Annotated in this window: 11 protein-coding genes; 3 read left to right on the forward strand and 8 right to left on the reverse strand. The window is 71.3% G+C overall.

Annotation, left to right across the window (positions count from 1 at the left end; genetic code table 11):
• From AB0G16_RS26065 to AB0G16_RS26090, 6 genes are all read right to left on the reverse strand, one after another.
• Nucleotides 1-1416: condensation domain-containing protein (locus tag AB0G16_RS26065; RefSeq protein WP_362810086.1), on the reverse strand; the 1416-nt coding region annotated here is incomplete at its 3' end.
• Between the two features lie 17 nt (nucleotides 1417-1433).
• The gene (locus AB0G16_RS26070; RefSeq protein ID WP_362810089.1) at nucleotides 1434-3065 is read right to left on the reverse strand and encodes an AMP-binding protein; all 1632 of its coding nucleotides are present in this window, start codon (nucleotides 3063-3065) and stop codon (nucleotides 1434-1436) included.
• Nucleotides 3065-3478 carry an aspartate 1-decarboxylase gene (panD, locus tag AB0G16_RS26075; RefSeq protein ID WP_362810092.1) on the reverse strand — a complete coding sequence of 138 codons (414 nt, stop codon included), beginning with the start codon at nucleotides 3476-3478 and terminating at the stop codon, nucleotides 3065-3067. The genes AB0G16_RS26070 and panD overlap by 1 nt, the downstream gene beginning before the upstream one ends.
• A gap of 27 nt (nucleotides 3479-3505) precedes the next feature.
• On the reverse strand, nucleotides 3506-3766 hold the full coding sequence (locus tag AB0G16_RS26080; RefSeq protein WP_362810094.1) for an MbtH family protein: 261 nt from the start codon (nucleotides 3764-3766) through the stop codon (nucleotides 3506-3508).
• A gap of 841 nt (nucleotides 3767-4607) precedes the next feature.
• Nucleotides 4608-5423 carry a TIM barrel protein gene (locus tag AB0G16_RS26085; RefSeq protein ID WP_362810097.1) on the reverse strand — a complete coding sequence of 272 codons (816 nt, stop codon included), beginning with the start codon at nucleotides 5421-5423 and terminating at the stop codon, nucleotides 4608-4610.
• 351 nt (nucleotides 5424-5774) lie between these two features.
• A complete protein-coding gene (locus AB0G16_RS26090; protein WP_362810100.1) occupies nucleotides 5775-6788 on the reverse strand; it encodes a hydroxyacid dehydrogenase in 1014 nt (337 codons plus the stop codon).
• Between the two features lie 243 nt (nucleotides 6789-7031).
• Between AB0G16_RS26090 and AB0G16_RS26095 the strand changes: the two genes are divergently transcribed.
• The 3 genes from AB0G16_RS26095 (at nucleotide 7032) to AB0G16_RS26105 (ending at nucleotide 10669) form a co-directional block, all read left to right on the forward strand.
• Nucleotides 7032-8021, forward strand: a complete 990-nt coding sequence (locus AB0G16_RS26095; protein ID WP_362810103.1) for an ABC transporter permease subunit — start codon at nucleotides 7032-7034, stop codon at nucleotides 8019-8021.
• Nucleotides 8018-8908: a carbohydrate ABC transporter permease gene (locus tag AB0G16_RS26100; RefSeq protein ID WP_362810106.1), complete on the forward strand. Its 891-nt coding sequence runs from the start codon at nucleotides 8018-8020 to the stop codon at nucleotides 8906-8908. The genes AB0G16_RS26095 and AB0G16_RS26100 overlap by 4 nt, the downstream gene beginning before the upstream one ends.
• A gap of 111 nt (nucleotides 8909-9019) precedes the next feature.
• Nucleotides 9020-10669 (forward strand): extracellular solute-binding protein, encoded by a 1650-nt coding sequence (locus tag AB0G16_RS26105; RefSeq protein WP_362810110.1) that lies wholly within the window; start codon nucleotides 9020-9022, stop codon nucleotides 10667-10669.
• Here the strand turns inward: AB0G16_RS26105 and AB0G16_RS26110 are convergent.
• Both AB0G16_RS26110 and AB0G16_RS26115 read right to left on the reverse strand, forming a co-directional pair.
• On the reverse strand, nucleotides 10596-12608 hold the full coding sequence (locus AB0G16_RS26110; RefSeq protein ID WP_362810113.1) for a DUF2264 domain-containing protein: 2013 nt from the start codon (nucleotides 12606-12608) through the stop codon (nucleotides 10596-10598). The two genes, AB0G16_RS26105 and AB0G16_RS26110, sit on opposite strands and share 74 nt — an antisense overlap.
• A gap of 77 nt (nucleotides 12609-12685) precedes the next feature.
• Nucleotides 12686-14554, reverse strand: a complete 1869-nt coding sequence (locus AB0G16_RS26115; RefSeq protein WP_362810116.1) for a hypothetical protein — start codon at nucleotides 14552-14554, stop codon at nucleotides 12686-12688.
• Between the last annotated feature and the right edge of the window lie 2 nt (nucleotides 14555-14556).

Consider the following 14556-nt stretch of genomic DNA (forward strand, 5'->3'; position numbering starts at 1 on the left):
CGCCGTCGCATCAGGAGTCGCCGCGATCTGCCGCCGGAGCAACCCGTCCACCGACACGTCGGCGGCGACCTCCGGCGCCCTTCCCACACCGGCCGGGGCGTTCCGCACGGGAAGGGCCGTTTCGGCGAGTTCGTGGAGGGTGGTGTCCGGCCCCGCACCGAGCGCCCGCTCAAGGAACAGGGCGAAGGCGGCCGCGTGCCGTTCCACGTCCGCCACGGAGGTGATCGACTCGTGTCCGGCCAGTTCCAGGCGCAGCCCGGACACCGGATCGCGGTAGACCGACAGATCCAGTTTCCCGATCTGTCCCGGGTTGACGGTCTCCACCGTCCCGGTGACCTGATCGAATCGTGCGACGTACTCGAAGAGCTTGATGTTGATGGAGGGCAGCAGGAAGTAGGACAAGTCGCTTCCCGGCCAGCTCCGGGCGATGTGGTGGTCCTCCACGGCGGAATGCGCCTTCGCCTGCTGCATCTGCCGTCCGACGGCCTTCATCAGCTCCGCGAGCGTGCGGCTCGGACCGATCGAGGCCACCACCGGCAGCACCCGCGACATCGCGTTGGGCGTCCGCAGCAGGCCGGGGGTGTCCCGCATCATGAACGGCACTCGCACCGCGATGTCGGACCGTTGCTCGGCGAACGACGTGTAGAGCCCCCACAGGGCGATCAGGGTGTCGGTCCAGTTCGCGCGGACGCTCCGCGAGAACACCCGCAGACGGTCGAACACGCCGTCGGCCGTCGGTAGCCGGACAGGCCGGTAGGAGAAGGAGAAGAGTTCGGCCGCGACGGTCGAGGAGCGCTCCTGGGCGACGTCCACGTCCAGCAGCCGGCGCCAGTACTCCACCGCGCCGGCCTCCGGCCCCACCGGGTCGTGCGGCGGCGGCAGGGCGTCCGCCAGCCTGCCGAACCAGGCCTCGGGAACGGGTTCGTCCTGGACGGCCGCCGAGTAGATCTCCGCGACGCGGCGGATGAACAGCGTGACGCTGTACCCGTCGAGCAGGATGTTGTCCGCCGTGAAGACCCATGCCCAGGTGCCGTCCGTACGCCGCAGCAACACCGAGGCCGTGGACAGCTCCACGGACAGCTCCACGGCGGTCGCGGCGGGATCGTCGAGCGAGGCGCGAACCAGGTCACGGATCGCCGCGTCGTCGTGCGGCTCGTCCACCACGGTCGTCTCGAGGCGCCTCGTCGTGTCGACGTACTGGGACGGGATGCCCTGCTCCTCGTGGAACCGGACGCGCAGGGCGTCGGTCTCCGTGAAGGCACGGCTGACCGCGGCGGTGAAGGCGGCCGTGTCCACCGGGCCGGGCAGCCAGGTGATCTCGGCCGCCCGGAACGCCGCCGGCGCGGAGAACAACCTCTGGGCGGCCCAGATGCCCCGTTGGCTGGCGGACAGGGCTACCCGCTCGTCGGCGTCCACCGGAAGGGTCCGTCCTCTCAGTTCTGTCGAACTCGTTGCAGCCGCTTGCTGACCTTGCCGACCGCCGTCTGCGGGAACTCGGCGACGACCTCCAGCGCGTCCGGCAGCTTGTACGAGGCGAGGCCTTGGTCGCGGAGGTACTTCCGGATGGAGGGCAGTTTCAGCGTGGCCGGGTCGGCCTCCGCCCGCGGGATCACGAACGCCTTGACGCGCTCGCCCAGGATGGCGTCGGGGATCCCGATGACGGACGCGTCGTGTACTCCCTCGTGCCCGAGGATGAGGTTCTCCACCTCTTCGGGGGCGACCTTCTCGCCACCCCGGTTGATCTGGTCCTTCGACCGTCCCACCACGGCCAGGTAGCCGTTCTCGCCGAGCTCGATGATGTCGCCCGTGCGGTAGAAGCCGTCGGGGGTGAAGCTGCGGGCGTTCTCCTCGGGGTTGCGGAAGTAGCCACGGATGGTGGAGGGGCCGCGGGTCAGCAGATGCCCCGGCACGCCGGGCGGCACCGGCCGGCCGCCGTCGTCCACGACGAGCAGTTCGTCGCCCGGTGAGATGGGGCGGCCCTGGCACCGCACGCTCGTCTCCTCGTCGACGTCGAACCGGTTGTAGTTGACCAGCCCCTCGGCCATGCCGAAGCCCTGTTGCAGGATGACGCCGAGCTCGGGCCGCACGCGCCGGGCCGCCTCGATGCTGAGTCTCGCCCCGCCGACGTGCAGGCTCTCCAGGCTCGACAGGTCGTAGCGGTCCTTGAGCGAGGAGTTCAGCCAGGCCAGCAGGAGCGGCGGGACGATCGACGACTGGGTGACGCGGTGCCGCTGGATGAGCGGGAACACGGTGTCGGGGCTGCCGTCGTGGGCCAGCACCACGGTTCCGCCGACGCTGAGAACGCTCAGGAAGCCCGGGGAGCGCACCGACATGCTGTGGCAGATCGGCACCGCGGTCAGCTGCACGGAGGCCTCGGTGATGCCGCAGAGCGGGATGCTCGCCCTTACGGAATGGAGGTAGGTCTCGCTGGTGTGCGGGATCATCTTGGGCCGCCCCGTCGTGCCGCCGGACAGTTGCAGCAGGGCGACGTCGCCCGGCAGGGAACGCCGCTCGTGGGGCAGCGGGTCGTGCGCCAGCAGGCGGTCGAGGTCGGCGCCGCCGCCGTCGGCGTCGAGCACCACGGTGTGCTCCAGGCTGGGCCACGTCGCCTTCAGCTCCGCCGCCAACGCGGCCAGGTCGGCGCCGTCGTGCCGTGCGACGGTGACGTAGACGCGGGCGTCGGTCACCGAGACGAAGTGCTCGATCTCGGTACGCCGGTGCGCGGCCGGCGCGAAGACGGGGATGGCGCCGATCTCCCAGAACGCGTAGACGAACGCGATGAACTCGGGAATGTTCGGCAGGTGCACGACGGCCCGGTCTCCGCGGCCGACGCCGAGGTGGCGCAGGCCCGCGGCGATCCGGAGGATCCGGTCGCCGAGCTCCGCGTAGGTGAGGCTGGTCTCACCCGCGACGATCGCCGTCTTCCCGGGGACTCGCGCGACGGTGGCGAACAACGGCTCCGGAAGCGTCTGGTCGATCCAGTACCCCGCCTCGCGATAGCGGGCGGCGGTCTCGGCGGGGTAGGGCACGAAACCGTCGAGGGGGAGCGGATCGAGATCGGCCATCAAAGCCCCCGCGACGAGACCTGGTCGACCGCGCCGGGTACCGGTTCCGCGGGGTCGTGTCCCAGCGCGACGATCCGGTTGCCGGCGTCGACGTGCACGACGCGCGGCTCGTGGGTGATCAGCTCGGTCTCGTCGGCGAGCAGGTAGGACATGATGATCACCAGGTCGCCGGGCTTCACCAGGTGCGCCGCGGCGCCGTTGATGCAGATCTGTCCCCCGCCGGCGGTCCCGGTGATGACGTAGGTCTCGATGCGGGCGCCGTTCGTGATGTCGACGACCTGGACCTTCTCGCCTTCGACGAGGCCCGCGGCCCGGACCAGATCTTCGTCGATCGTGATCGAGCCCACGTAGTGCAGATCGGCCTGCGTGACGGTGGCACGGTGGATCTTTCCACCGAGGACGGTACGGAACATGGTGTTCTCCCTGGGTCGAGAAGTCGGTCAGTTGCCGGTGCGGACCGCGTCCCGGGACGCGCCCTCCTGCTCGGCGATGAAGTCTCGAAGGGACTTGGGACGAAGGTCGGTCCAGGTCCTGTCGATCCAGGCGAGGACCTCCTGGCGGGGAGCACCGTCGGGGGCGCCGAAGACGATCGTCCAGCCACCGGGCACCGGTTTGAAGGTCGGCCAGAGGGAGTACTGCTCCTCGTGATTCACAAGGGCGTAGAAACTGCCGCTGTCATCGTCGAAGGGGTTTTGAGGCATGGTTCCTCCCTGTGGACTTCTGTGCGGAGTTCGATGGCAGCGACGAGCGAGCGACAAGACCGAGGCGTTGTCACTTGTCTTATTTAGGTAAGCCTTGCCTATCTTGTGATCGCATCCACCTCATCGTCAAGCCCCGATCTTCCCCGTGTCCGGTCGGTCACGGAGACGTGAAGTCGGCCCCGGAGCTGCTCGTGTGCCCCTGTCCGGCACGCGTCTCAGGGCAGGGGTGAGACGAAGCTCACCCTCCCTCCACCACGATGTGCCCCCGGGCCGCCGTGCGCCGGGCTCCGCGAACCGTCCGGCCGGCGCCGCGCGGACCCGCGCTCTGCCGCGCACCGGTCCTGCCCGGCCTCGAACGAGAGGTAGGAAAATCCTAAAATCAGAACAGCGTCAGACAATGGCCGTCCAGATCGAATCGCCGCGCGTTCCCGGGTTTTGACACCCGGTTCCCCCTGGGTACTGTCCGGTGTTGGAACACCGATTTCAACAGGGGGAATGATGTCTGTTTCAACCGAGCACCGCCCGCATGCCGAGCACGACCACCGGCACGGCGAGGGGTGTGGTCACGTGGCCGTCCCGCACGACGGCCACATCGACTACGTTCACGACGGTCATCGCCACGCCTCGCACGAGGGGCACTGGGACGACCACTGACGGCGGGACGTGCGATCGCGGCGTCCGGGAAATCGAGAACGACAAAGCCGGATTTAATCAACGGGCACGAAAGTGTCATGGAAATCCGGCCGACGCCTCCGTTCAGGAAATGCGCGGGGAGAACGAAACGGCCGTTCTCCCGGTGGCGGCGGGCCGATGAACTCGCCGCGGGCCCGCGGCGGCCGGCTTACGGCGAGGTGCCCGTGCCGTCCCCGGCGCCGGGGGCGTCCGGCAGGTAGCGCCGCAGGGTCGCCGCCTCCCTGGACAGCACCGCGGGGTCGTCGTCCGGGACGAATTCCAGGGACGCGTCGATCTCCCGCCCGGTCGCCGCGACCACGGCCAGGGCCCGGCGCCACAGCGCCTCCCGGTGCTCCAGCGGCCACCGTTCCCGGGGCGTCGGCCACCAGCTGAACACGTGCACCCCGTCCACCCGGTCCAGCACGGCCTCCAGCCCCGCCAGGGCCTCGTCGTCCGGCATCCCGTTCGGCGGCTGCCAGTAGGTCCGAAGGCCCGGGACGTCGTCCAGCATCGACCGGGCCGAGACGATGTCGTCGGTGAGGGTGTCGGCGTGGAACTCGGTGGCGACCGTGATGCCCGTGGCGCCCGTGACGCCGTCCGTCGTCGCCTCCGCCGCGCTGTCGACGCACCGCCTCAGGCCGTCCACGATCCGGCGGCGTCCGGCCGCCCCCACGGCCGCCGAGGCGGCGTTCCCGGCCCAGACCCTGATGCGCGGGGCGCCGAGCGCGCGCGCCGCGTCGAGGACCTGCCGCCACACCCGCCGGTCCTCCTCCGCGTCGGCGATGACGCCCACCCGGTAGTACGAGCCCAGCGCCGAGACCTCCAGGCCCGCGGCCCTGGTCGCCTCCGCCACGCGGCGCGCCTCGGCCTCGTCCCCCAGCGGGACGTGCGCGTCCTGTCCCCACTCGACGCGGTCGAGCCCGGCGTCCGCGGCCAGCCCGACGATCCGGTCCGCGCTCAGCGACCGGTAGGTGACACTGCACATCCCCGGCCGCGGGAACGGCGCCCGTCTCGTCGCGTCCGGCCTGTCGCGCCCGTCCTCCCGCTTCCCTCGTCCGTCCTCGTCGCGTCCCGCGCCCGCTGTCATCCCGTCCCGTCCCGTCGTGTCCCGCTCCGCCCCGCTCCCGCTTCGCCGCGCCCCGTCCGGCCGCGCCCCGTCCGGCCGGGCGCCGTCCGCGCGGACACCGATCACCGTATCCCGGCCGGGCGGAGCGGACCCGGTGTTCCCGCACCCGCCCGCGGAGCGACCACGCCTCGAACGCCCGCGGAGCGACCACACCCCGAACGGTGGCCGCCGGAGAGCCCGCTCGGGGACGCCGGTCCCGTGCGGGACTCGTCACGCCATGTACGGAAGCTGCTCCGGTTGCACCTGTCCCAGCAGCGGTATGCCGCTGAGGAACCGGCCCACCTCGGCAACGGCGAACTCTCCGAGGCGCCGCATCTCACGCCCCTGGGCCCCCGCCAGGTGCGGGGTGACCAGGACGTTGGGCAGGGCGAGGAGGGGGTGGCCGGACGGCAGCGGCTCGGGGTCGGTGACGTCGAGGACGGCCGAGATCCGGCCGGTGACGCAGGCCCGCGTCAGCGCCTCGGTGTCGATCAGGGACCCTCGGGCGGTGTTGACGACGGTCGCCCCGTCGGGCAGCAGGTCCAGTCTGCGGCCGTCGAGCATGTGGCGGGTCTCGGGGAGGGCGGGGGCGTGCACGGTGACCAGGTGGCTGCGGCGGCACAGGTCGTCCATGCCGACCGCCTCGGCACCGAGACGGTGGGCGTCGTCGGCGGTCAGGTACGGGTCGTAGAGCAGGACCTCGACGTCGAACTCCCGCAGCCGCCGCAGCACCAGACGGCCCACCCGGGAGGCTCCGATCACGCCCACGGTGCAGCCGTGCAGGCCGGTGCCGTCGCCCGAGAGCCAGTCGGCGGGGCCGCCCTCGACGGCGGCGGCGTACCGCCTGGCGCGGCCGAACACCTGCTTGGCACCCAGGACGAGCATGGCCATGGTGTAGTCGGCGACGGGGACGGCGTTGGCCTCCGCGGCGGTGGACACCAGGAGCCCGCGCTCGAACACGACGGGATCGACGGAGGTCTTGACGGTGCCGGCGGCGTGCACGAGGGCACGCAGCCGGGGCGCCGCCTCCAGAACGGCGGCGTCGACGCGCGGACACCCCCAGCCGGTGAGCAGGATGTCCGTCCGCGCCAGGACCGCGGCGGCGGACGGTCCTTCGAACGAGGTGAACGTCGTCGCAGGATCGATGTCGACCAGATGCCGCAGTCGGGTGACGAGGTCGGCGGGGAAGACTCCGCCGAACGCCCAGGGGGCGATGGCGAAGACCGCGACGGGTCGCCGTGGCACGGAGGGGACTCCTGTCGGTAGGTCGGCGGGAGAACCGATGTAAACGGTTCCACAAACAGGGTCACCTTACGCGCCGGACGGATCGTCCACAACGGCCTCTCGGGAGGGCAAGCATCGCCTATACATGGATGTTCACCATCACAGGAGGAAGGTGACGGACTATTGACGCGCTTATGTAAACGTTTTATGTTGATGAACATTCTGTTTCCGCTCGGTACCGCAGGAAGGGCGTTGGACGTGAGCATGACGCGGATCCGCGGTGACTCCGGTGGCACCGGCCCGCCCGTCGAGAAGGCCCGGGCCTCGTCCTCCGTCGGCGGTTCCCCCGCCGGCCGCCTGCGGCGCGTCCGGACCGACCGGGTACTGCTGGTCATCGCGGTACCGGGCCTGGCGTACTTCCTGTTCTTCCACTACGGCGCGCTGTTCGGCAACGTCCTGGCCTTCCAGGACTACATCCCCTTCCTCGGCGTCCGGGGCAGCGAGTGGGTGGGCCTGGCGCACTTCGAGCGCATGTTCGGCGACCCGGCGTTCTGGAACGCGGTCGAGAACACGCTGATCATCGCCGCGCTGCAGCTGGTGTTCTTCTTCCCCGCGCCGCTCGCCCTGGCACTGCTGCTGAACAGCCTGGTCGGCGACACCGTCCGGCGGTTCGTGCAGAGCGTGATCTACCTGCCGCACTTCCTGTCCTGGGTGATCGTCATCGCGCTCTTCCAGCAGATGCTGGGCGGCGCGGGCGTGGTGAACGGCTGGCTGTCGGACCTGGGTGCGGGCGGCGTCTCGATCATCGGCAACCCCGACGCCTACGGGCCGCTGGTGATCGCGCAGCTCATCTGGAAGGAGTGCGGCTGGGCCACGATCATCTTCCTGGCGGCACTGTCACAGGTCGACGAGCAGCAGTACGAGGCGGCGGCGCTGGACGGCGCCGGCTGGGGGCGGCGGCTGTGGCACGTCACGCTGCCCGCGATCAGGCCCGTCATCGTGCTGCTGCTGGTGCTGCGGCTGGGCGAGTTCCTGTCGATCGGGTTCGAGCAGTTCTTCCTGCAGCGCCAGTCGGTGGGACCGGAGACCGGCGAGGTGCTGGAGACGTTCGTCTACTTCACCGGCTTCGCGGGCGGGGACTTCGGTTACGCCGCCGCGGTCGGGCTGTTCAAGGGACTGATCGGCGTGGTGCTCATCTACACCGCCAACAAGGTGGCGCACCGGCTGGGCGAGCAGGGGGTGTACAAGGCATGAGGAGCGTGACGGCCCCACCGGCCTGGAAGGGCCGCCCCGGCCCGGCCGTGCGCGCCGCCAAGGCCGTGGCGCTGACCGTGGTGGTCGCGCTGGTGGTCTTCCCGCTGTGGACGGTCCTGGCCACCAGCCTGGCCAGCCCGCGGAACGTCATCGAGAACGGCGGCTGGGTGATCTGGCCGCGGGAGTTCTCCCTGGACGCCTACGCCGACATCCTGCAGGGCGGGATCATCACCCGCGCGCTGCTGGTCAGCACGGGCGTCACCCTGGTGGGCACGGCGCTGAGCCTGTCGTGCACCATCGGCCTGGCCTACACCCTGAGCAGGCCGCGGGTCTACGGCGGCAAGCCGATGCTGCTGCTGGTGCTGTTCACGTTCCTGTTCCCGCCGGGGATGGTGCCGCTGTTCCTGGTGGTGCAGGGCGCCGGCCTGTTCGACCAGTACGCCGCCCTGGTCCTGCCCTTCCTGATCAACGTGTTCAACCTGGTCGTGATGCGCGGCTTCTTCCAGGCCATCCCGCAGGAGCTGCTCGACGCCGCGCGGATGGACGGCGCCGGCGAGCTGGCGATCCTGCGCAAGGTCGTCCTCCCGCTGTCCAAGGCCGTCATCGCGGTGATCGGCCTGTTCTACGCGGTCGCGTACTGGAACCGCTTCTTCGAGGCCATCATCTACTTCAACGACCAGACCAAGTGGCCGATCGGCACCGTCCTGCGGCAGTACGTCACCGGAGGGGCCTCCCTGTCCGAGAGCGCGGGCGAGCTGGCGGCCACCTCGCCGCAGTCGGTCCAGATGGCCGTCGTCATGCTCGCGACGCTGCCCATCGTGTGCGTGTACCCGTTCCTGCAGCGTTACTTCGCCAAGGGCGTCCTGACCGGCGCCCTGAAAGCCTGACAGCGTCCTGACCGGCGCCCCGAAGGCCCGACAGGCGCCCCTGAGCGGCGCCTTGGAACCCCCCACGAGAAACACTCCTTTCGGCGCCACGCCGGGAGAGGAACCCCCGCCATGGACAACCCCATCGACCGCCGTTCCCTGCTGCGCCTGGCCGGCACCGGCGCGCTCGGCCTGGCCGCCACGCCCCTGCTGTCCGCGTGCGCGGGCCGGAGCCCGTCGGGAGGCGGGAACGTCTCCAACGCGGGCAAGAGCCTGACCCCCTGGCCGGCCTACGTGCCGTTCACCGGACCGGCTCCGGACCTTCCCGGTGACGCCTCCGGCGTGCAGCCGCTCTACCTGTCCTACCCCGAGAAGCTCGTGCGGTCGGTGAACGACACCGTCGGCGACGGCTCCGAGGTCAAGGCCATGGTCGTGTCGTTCGGCGCCCCGCCGAAGCCGGTCGGGCAGAACGAGTACTGGCAGGCGCTCGACAAGGCGCTCAACGTCGGCCTGAACGTCACCGTCGTGCCCGACCCGGAGTACGCGCAGAAGATGGCCACGCTGATGGCCTCCGGCGACGACCTGCCGGACATCATCATGTTCAACAACCTGGCGCTTCCGCACGCGGCCGAGTTCGTCCAGGCCCGCTGCGCCGACCTGTCGGAGTTCGTCGGCGGGGACGCGGTCAGGCGGTTCCCCAACCTCGCCAACATCCCCACCTACGCCTGGCAGGGCATGGGCAGGGTCGGCGGCAGGATCTACGGGGTCCCGCTGGAGCGGCCGAAGCCGGCCAACAGCCTGTTCGTCAACCGCTCGGCCATGGAGGCGGCCGGCATCCCCAAGGACTGGACGACCGAGCAGTACCTGGACGCCATGAAGGAGCTGACCGGCGACCGCAGGTGGGGCGTGGGCTGGTTCAAGACGCTGTTCGGCGGCCTGGGCGCGATCACCTACCACGCCGGCTCGCTGGGCGCGCCGAACACCTGGTCGGCCTCGGGCGGCACGTTCTCGCACACCATCACCACCCCGCAGTTCGAGCAGGCCCTGGAGGTCATGCGCAAGCTGGTCGAGGCCGGGGCGCACTACCCCGACAGCCTCACGGTCAGCTCCACCGACATGCAGAGCTTCTTCCACAACGGCACGGTCGCCTCGATCAACGACGGCTTCGGGTCGGTGAACCTGGCCACCATGACGAAGATCGACGACCGGTTCGACCTCGACCTCGGGCGGCCGTACGGGGAGAACCCCACGCCCTGGCAGAGCCCGGGCACCTTCGGCTACGTCGCCTTCAAGAAGGCCTCCCCCGAGCGGATCAGGCTGCTGCTGCGCATCTGCGACTACCTCAGCGCGCCGTTCGGGACCAGCGAGTACGAGCTGGCCAACTACGGCGTCGAGGGCCGGCACTTCACCAAGGACGCCGACGGCGTCAAGACCACCGACCTGTACACCCAGGAGAACAACACCCTCCTGCCCGTCAAGTTCCTCGGCGCGGCCCCGTCCGTCCTCTACCTGCCGGGCCACTCCGACGTGGCCAGGTCCGTGTACGAGTGGCAGAAGGCGACGCTGCCCGACAGCGTCCGCAACCCCGCCACCGGCCTGCGCTCGTCCACCGAGGCGAGCAAGGGCGCCCAACTGGGCCAGATCCTCGGGGACGGGATCACGGCGATCACCTTCGGGCGCAAGCCGCTGTCGGCGTGGAAGGACGTCGTCACCCGGTGGCGGCAGGCGGGCGGCGACCGGGTCGCCGCGGAGCTGGCCAAGGAGCACGCGGCCAACCAGTAGACCGGAGGCGCACGACGAGCCGGCGGGCCGGGACGGGCGGCCCGCCGCTCCGCCGTGTTCTCCGGGCGCGGGGCGCCGGCCGTTCGCAGGCGGGGACGCCGGCCATGCGCACGGTCACCGTCTCCCCGCCGGGCAGCTCCAGGACGACCAGGTCGCCCCGCACGCTCACGCCCGGCGCGGGCGGCGGGTCCGGCGTCACCGCCAGGTGCACGAGGCCGACGTAGAGCGCGGTGCCGCCGGGGTGGGCGTCGGCGACGGCGTACGGCGTGGCCGAGTGCGCGCCGAAGGCGTTGGTGCCGCGCGAGGTCACCACGCCGGTTCCCGTGTAACCGTGCAGGGCGAGCACGGCGCTGCTCAGCCCGTCCGGGCGGCGGGCCCGCGCCGCCCCCTCCCCCCGGCTCGTCTCCGGGGGGACCGCCGCGGCCAGGGCGTGGCCGCCGTCCCTCACCCGGTGCCCGGCCGGGGCCGTGACCCGGTGGATCCTGATCTCCGCCGGGCCGTCGACGACCGAGGCCGTCACCACGCGGACCGGGCCGTCCTCGTAGGCGGAGGCGGCGAACCGGTCGGAGACGGCCAGGGGCTCGATACGCCGCCTGAGGGAGGGCGTCCCGTCGGGGGCGACGACGGCCAGGTGGTTGTCCACGCCGTGCGCCCCCGCCCCCACCTCGGGCCCGGTGTGGCTGGTGTAGGCGAGCTTGAGGTAGTACGGGTCGGGCGGCCCGGCCGGGTCCTGGACGCGGTCGCGGTCGCTGCCGTGGTTGACGAGCCGTACGACGCCGTCGGCGCGGGTGGCGTGCAGCAGCCAGCCGGGCGCGGGCATGGACACCGCCTGGTCGGCCAGCTCGACGGGCGCGGCCTCCTCGGCGTCCGTCCAGACCGGGTGCCCGGGCGGCAGCAGCAGGCCCAGGAACGCCTTGCTCGCCCAGTACGGCGACGCCGGCCCCGAGTAGTCCTGGGCGACGGGCGGGAACGGGCCGTACCAGCCCAGCGTGAGCAGGCCGCGCCCGTCGGGCGCGCCGCGCTCGGCGAAGTGGCGCAGGACGCCGCCGGCGATGCGGCGGGTGCGGCCGGGCGACAGGGGCGAGGCGCCGGTGAGCGCTCCCAGCCACAGCGGCGCGACGGTGGCGAACCGGTAGGTCAGCGAGCGCCCCTGGTGCACCGGCCCGCCGTCGGCGGCGAAGAAGTGCTGGTAGTCGTCGAGGAAGCGGCGCAGGCGCGCCGCGTAGAGTTCCCGGCGGGCGGTGTCGCCGGCCATCCTCGCCCACAGCGACGGGTACAGGTGCATCGCCCAGCCGCAGTAGTAGTCGAAGTTCTTGCCCCTGCCGTCGGAGTACCAGCCGTCGCCGGCGTACCACTCCTCGATCCGCTCCAGCCCGCCGGTGATCTCCGCCGGGTCGTGCGGCCCGCCCGCCTCGGCCAGGAACTGCCCGACGACCACCGTGAACATCACCCAGTTGTTGTCCGGGGTGCGCCGCCCGACGCACCCGGCCAGCCAGGCCACCACCCGTTCCCGCACGGCCGGCGACAGCCGGTCGAACAGCCAGGGCCGGGTCTCGTGCAGCGCCAGCGCCACCGAGGCCGCCTCGACGAGCTGCTGGGACATGTCGGCCGGCGCGGGCCAGGCGTGGGGGTGGGCCGGATCCGTCCCGGCCGCGAGGCCGCTCGCGTAGCGCTCCAGCAGCGTGGGCGGCACCGCGCCGCCCGCCCCGGCGATCCTGAAGGCGGCGAGCAGGAACGTGCGGGCGAATCCCTCCAGCCCGTCGCTCACCGGCCCCGACCGGCTCGCGCTGCCGGGCAGGTGGAACCGGGCGAAGTCCTCCGTGGCGTACGGCACCACGGAGGCCAGCAGGCGGTCGGCGGCGGCCTCCCAGTGCGCCCGGGTCCAGCCGGTGTGGCCGGAGAGTCGTTCGTCGGGCGATGGGAGGCCGTTCTGCGACATAAAACGGATACTACAGTCCTACGTGGCTTTTATCGGCTATGTACCGGAAAAAGCAGTAAACGGTTTAACATCGACGCCTACTGGCCCGCGTAGCGGATGCTCGGGCGGGGCGGCGCGGTCATGCCGTGGCCGAGGAAGTAGTCGGGGTGGTGGGACTGCATGTAGCCCTTGAGGGTCATGGCGTTGCGGTAGGCGGGGTTGTGCGCCAGCGTGTACAGCCTGGTGCTCGTGGGCCGGTCGGTGGTGAAGATGATCAGCTGGTTGTAGCTCGCGTTGGTGTAGACGACCTCTTCGCGCCAGTCGCCGAACAGGTCGCCGACCAGGGTGGGGTTCACGCCCTGGGCCGCGCTGACCGCGCCGTACTGCGAGATGTTCAGCAGCCGGGGGACCCGGTTGGTGGGGGTGGGGCCGGCCGGGTCCCACTTCTCGAACTTGCCGTCGTTGAGCAGTTCCATGGTGAGGTCGCCGTCCCACCACAGGCCCATCTGCGGCCAGGGCCGCAGCGAGGTGTTCGGTTCGGCGAGGCGGTTGGCGGGCGCGTTGTACAGGCCGGAGAAGGACCAGACCTCCATGCCGGGGTGGCGGGGGTCGATGTCGCCGGCCATGCCACGCCCCACGTCGGCGGTGCCGGACCCGGTGTGCCGCCAGATGACGGAGCCGTCTCGGGCGTCGTAGTAGTACTCGCGCAGGCCGTTGGGGTTGTCCTGCTGCACGCCGTAGCCCTGCAGGCCCGGACGGGAGGGGTCCATCTTGGTGATGTGGAAACGGTCGCCGTGGACGATGCCCGCGGGCCCCAGCGAGTAGCGCAGGGTGCCGTCCCCGTTGAGCACGAACCCGATCTCGGCGACCTCGTCCCTGCCGTCGCCGTCGACGTCGACGATGCGGGTGTTGTGCCCGTCGGGTGCGTTCTGGTTGCCGCGCAGCCACTTCCACCGCTGGGTCAGGGCCTGGCCGTCGAACCTCCAGGCGGCCATCATGAGGTTGAAGCCCCCGTTGCCGATCCGGTTCTTCATGAACGCCACCAGGCTGGGCGTGGTGCCGTCGAGGTGACCCACGCCCAGGCGGGCGTACATCGGGCCGTCGGACAGGTAGTCGGTCGGCACCGGGGCCGTGGCCCGGGCCGCTCCGGTCCGGCCGTCGAGGACGGCCATGAACTGGCGGTTGTCGTTGCCGTCGGTGAACCTCGTCCCGTTGCCGAAGGTCACGCCGTTGGCGATGCGCACCGCGACCTCGGCCCGGCCGTCGCCGTCGAGGTCGGCGACGGTGACGCCGTCGTTGTGGCCCACGTCGATCGTGGACGACCCGCCCTCGATGTTGTTCTGGTTCGTGCTGTTGGGCCCCATGTCGACCTGCCACAGGAAGCGCCCGTCGCTGCGGTAGGCCTCGATCTTCTGGGGGGAGGTCTGCCGGTCGAGCACGTAGTCGTACTCGCCGTCGCCGTCGAGGTCACCGGCCCAGACGAACTTCACCGGGCCGCCGGCCCGCAGCGGCAGGCGGACCACCGGCTCGACGGCGTGGTCGGCCGTCAGCGTGAACGCCGCGCTCGCCGCCTGCTCGGTGCCGCCGGCCACCGGCCGTACGTGGTAGCTGTTGGAGCGCGTCAGGTCGGCCGTGGAGTCGACGTGGTTGGTGCCGCCGGTCAGGACCGCGGAGTTGAGCTTGACGTAGGAGCCGCCGGCGGTGGAACGGTAGACGTTGAAGCCGATGCCGTCGGGGTCCAGTCCCAGCAGCCGCCAGCTGACCAGGACGTTCCTGCTGCCGGAGCGCACGGCCACCACGCCGCGGCCGAGGTTCTCCATGGTACGGACGGGGGCGGCCGCCGACCCGCCGGAGGAGGCGGTGGTCGCGGACGTGGGGCCGGCGACCAGGGCCGCGGCGGCCACCGCGAGCGCCGAGGCGATGGCGGCGGGCCGGCGGACGGCTCGCCGTCGACGCGTGACATGCATGA

The organism is Streptosporangium sp. NPDC023615, assembly GCF_040640155.1.
Taxonomy (GTDB): domain Bacteria; phylum Actinomycetota; class Actinomycetes; order Streptosporangiales; family Streptosporangiaceae; genus Streptosporangium.

What these genes read in the sequence shown, in the direction of transcription:
- AB0G16_RS26070 (WP_362810089.1), bottom strand. Translation starts at nt 3,065, where the DNA reads ATGGCCGATCTCGATCCGCTCCCCCTCGACGGTTTCGTGCCCTACCCC.
- panD (WP_362810092.1), bottom strand. Translation starts at nt 3,478, where the DNA reads ATGTTCCGTACCGTCCTCGGTGGAAAGATCCACCGTGCCACCGTCACG.
- AB0G16_RS26080 (WP_362810094.1), bottom strand. Translation starts at nt 3,766, where the DNA reads ATGCCTCAAAACCCCTTCGACGATGACAGCGGCAGTTTCTACGCCCTT.
- AB0G16_RS26085 (WP_362810097.1), bottom strand. Translation starts at nt 5,423, where the DNA reads ATGTGCAGTGTCACCTACCGGTCGCTGAGCGCGGACCGGATCGTCGGG.
- AB0G16_RS26095 (WP_362810103.1), top strand. Translation starts at nt 7,032, where the DNA reads ATGACGCGGATCCGCGGTGACTCCGGTGGCACCGGCCCGCCCGTCGAG.
- AB0G16_RS26100 (WP_362810106.1), top strand. Translation starts at nt 8,018, where the DNA reads ATGAGGAGCGTGACGGCCCCACCGGCCTGGAAGGGCCGCCCCGGCCCG.
- AB0G16_RS26105 (WP_362810110.1), top strand. Translation starts at nt 9,020, where the DNA reads ATGGACAACCCCATCGACCGCCGTTCCCTGCTGCGCCTGGCCGGCACC.
- AB0G16_RS26110 (WP_362810113.1), bottom strand. Translation starts at nt 12,608, where the DNA reads ATGTCGCAGAACGGCCTCCCATCGCCCGACGAACGACTCTCCGGCCAC.
- AB0G16_RS26115 (WP_362810116.1), bottom strand. Translation starts at nt 14,554, where the DNA reads ATGCATGTCACGCGTCGACGGCGAGCCGTCCGCCGGCCCGCCGCCATC.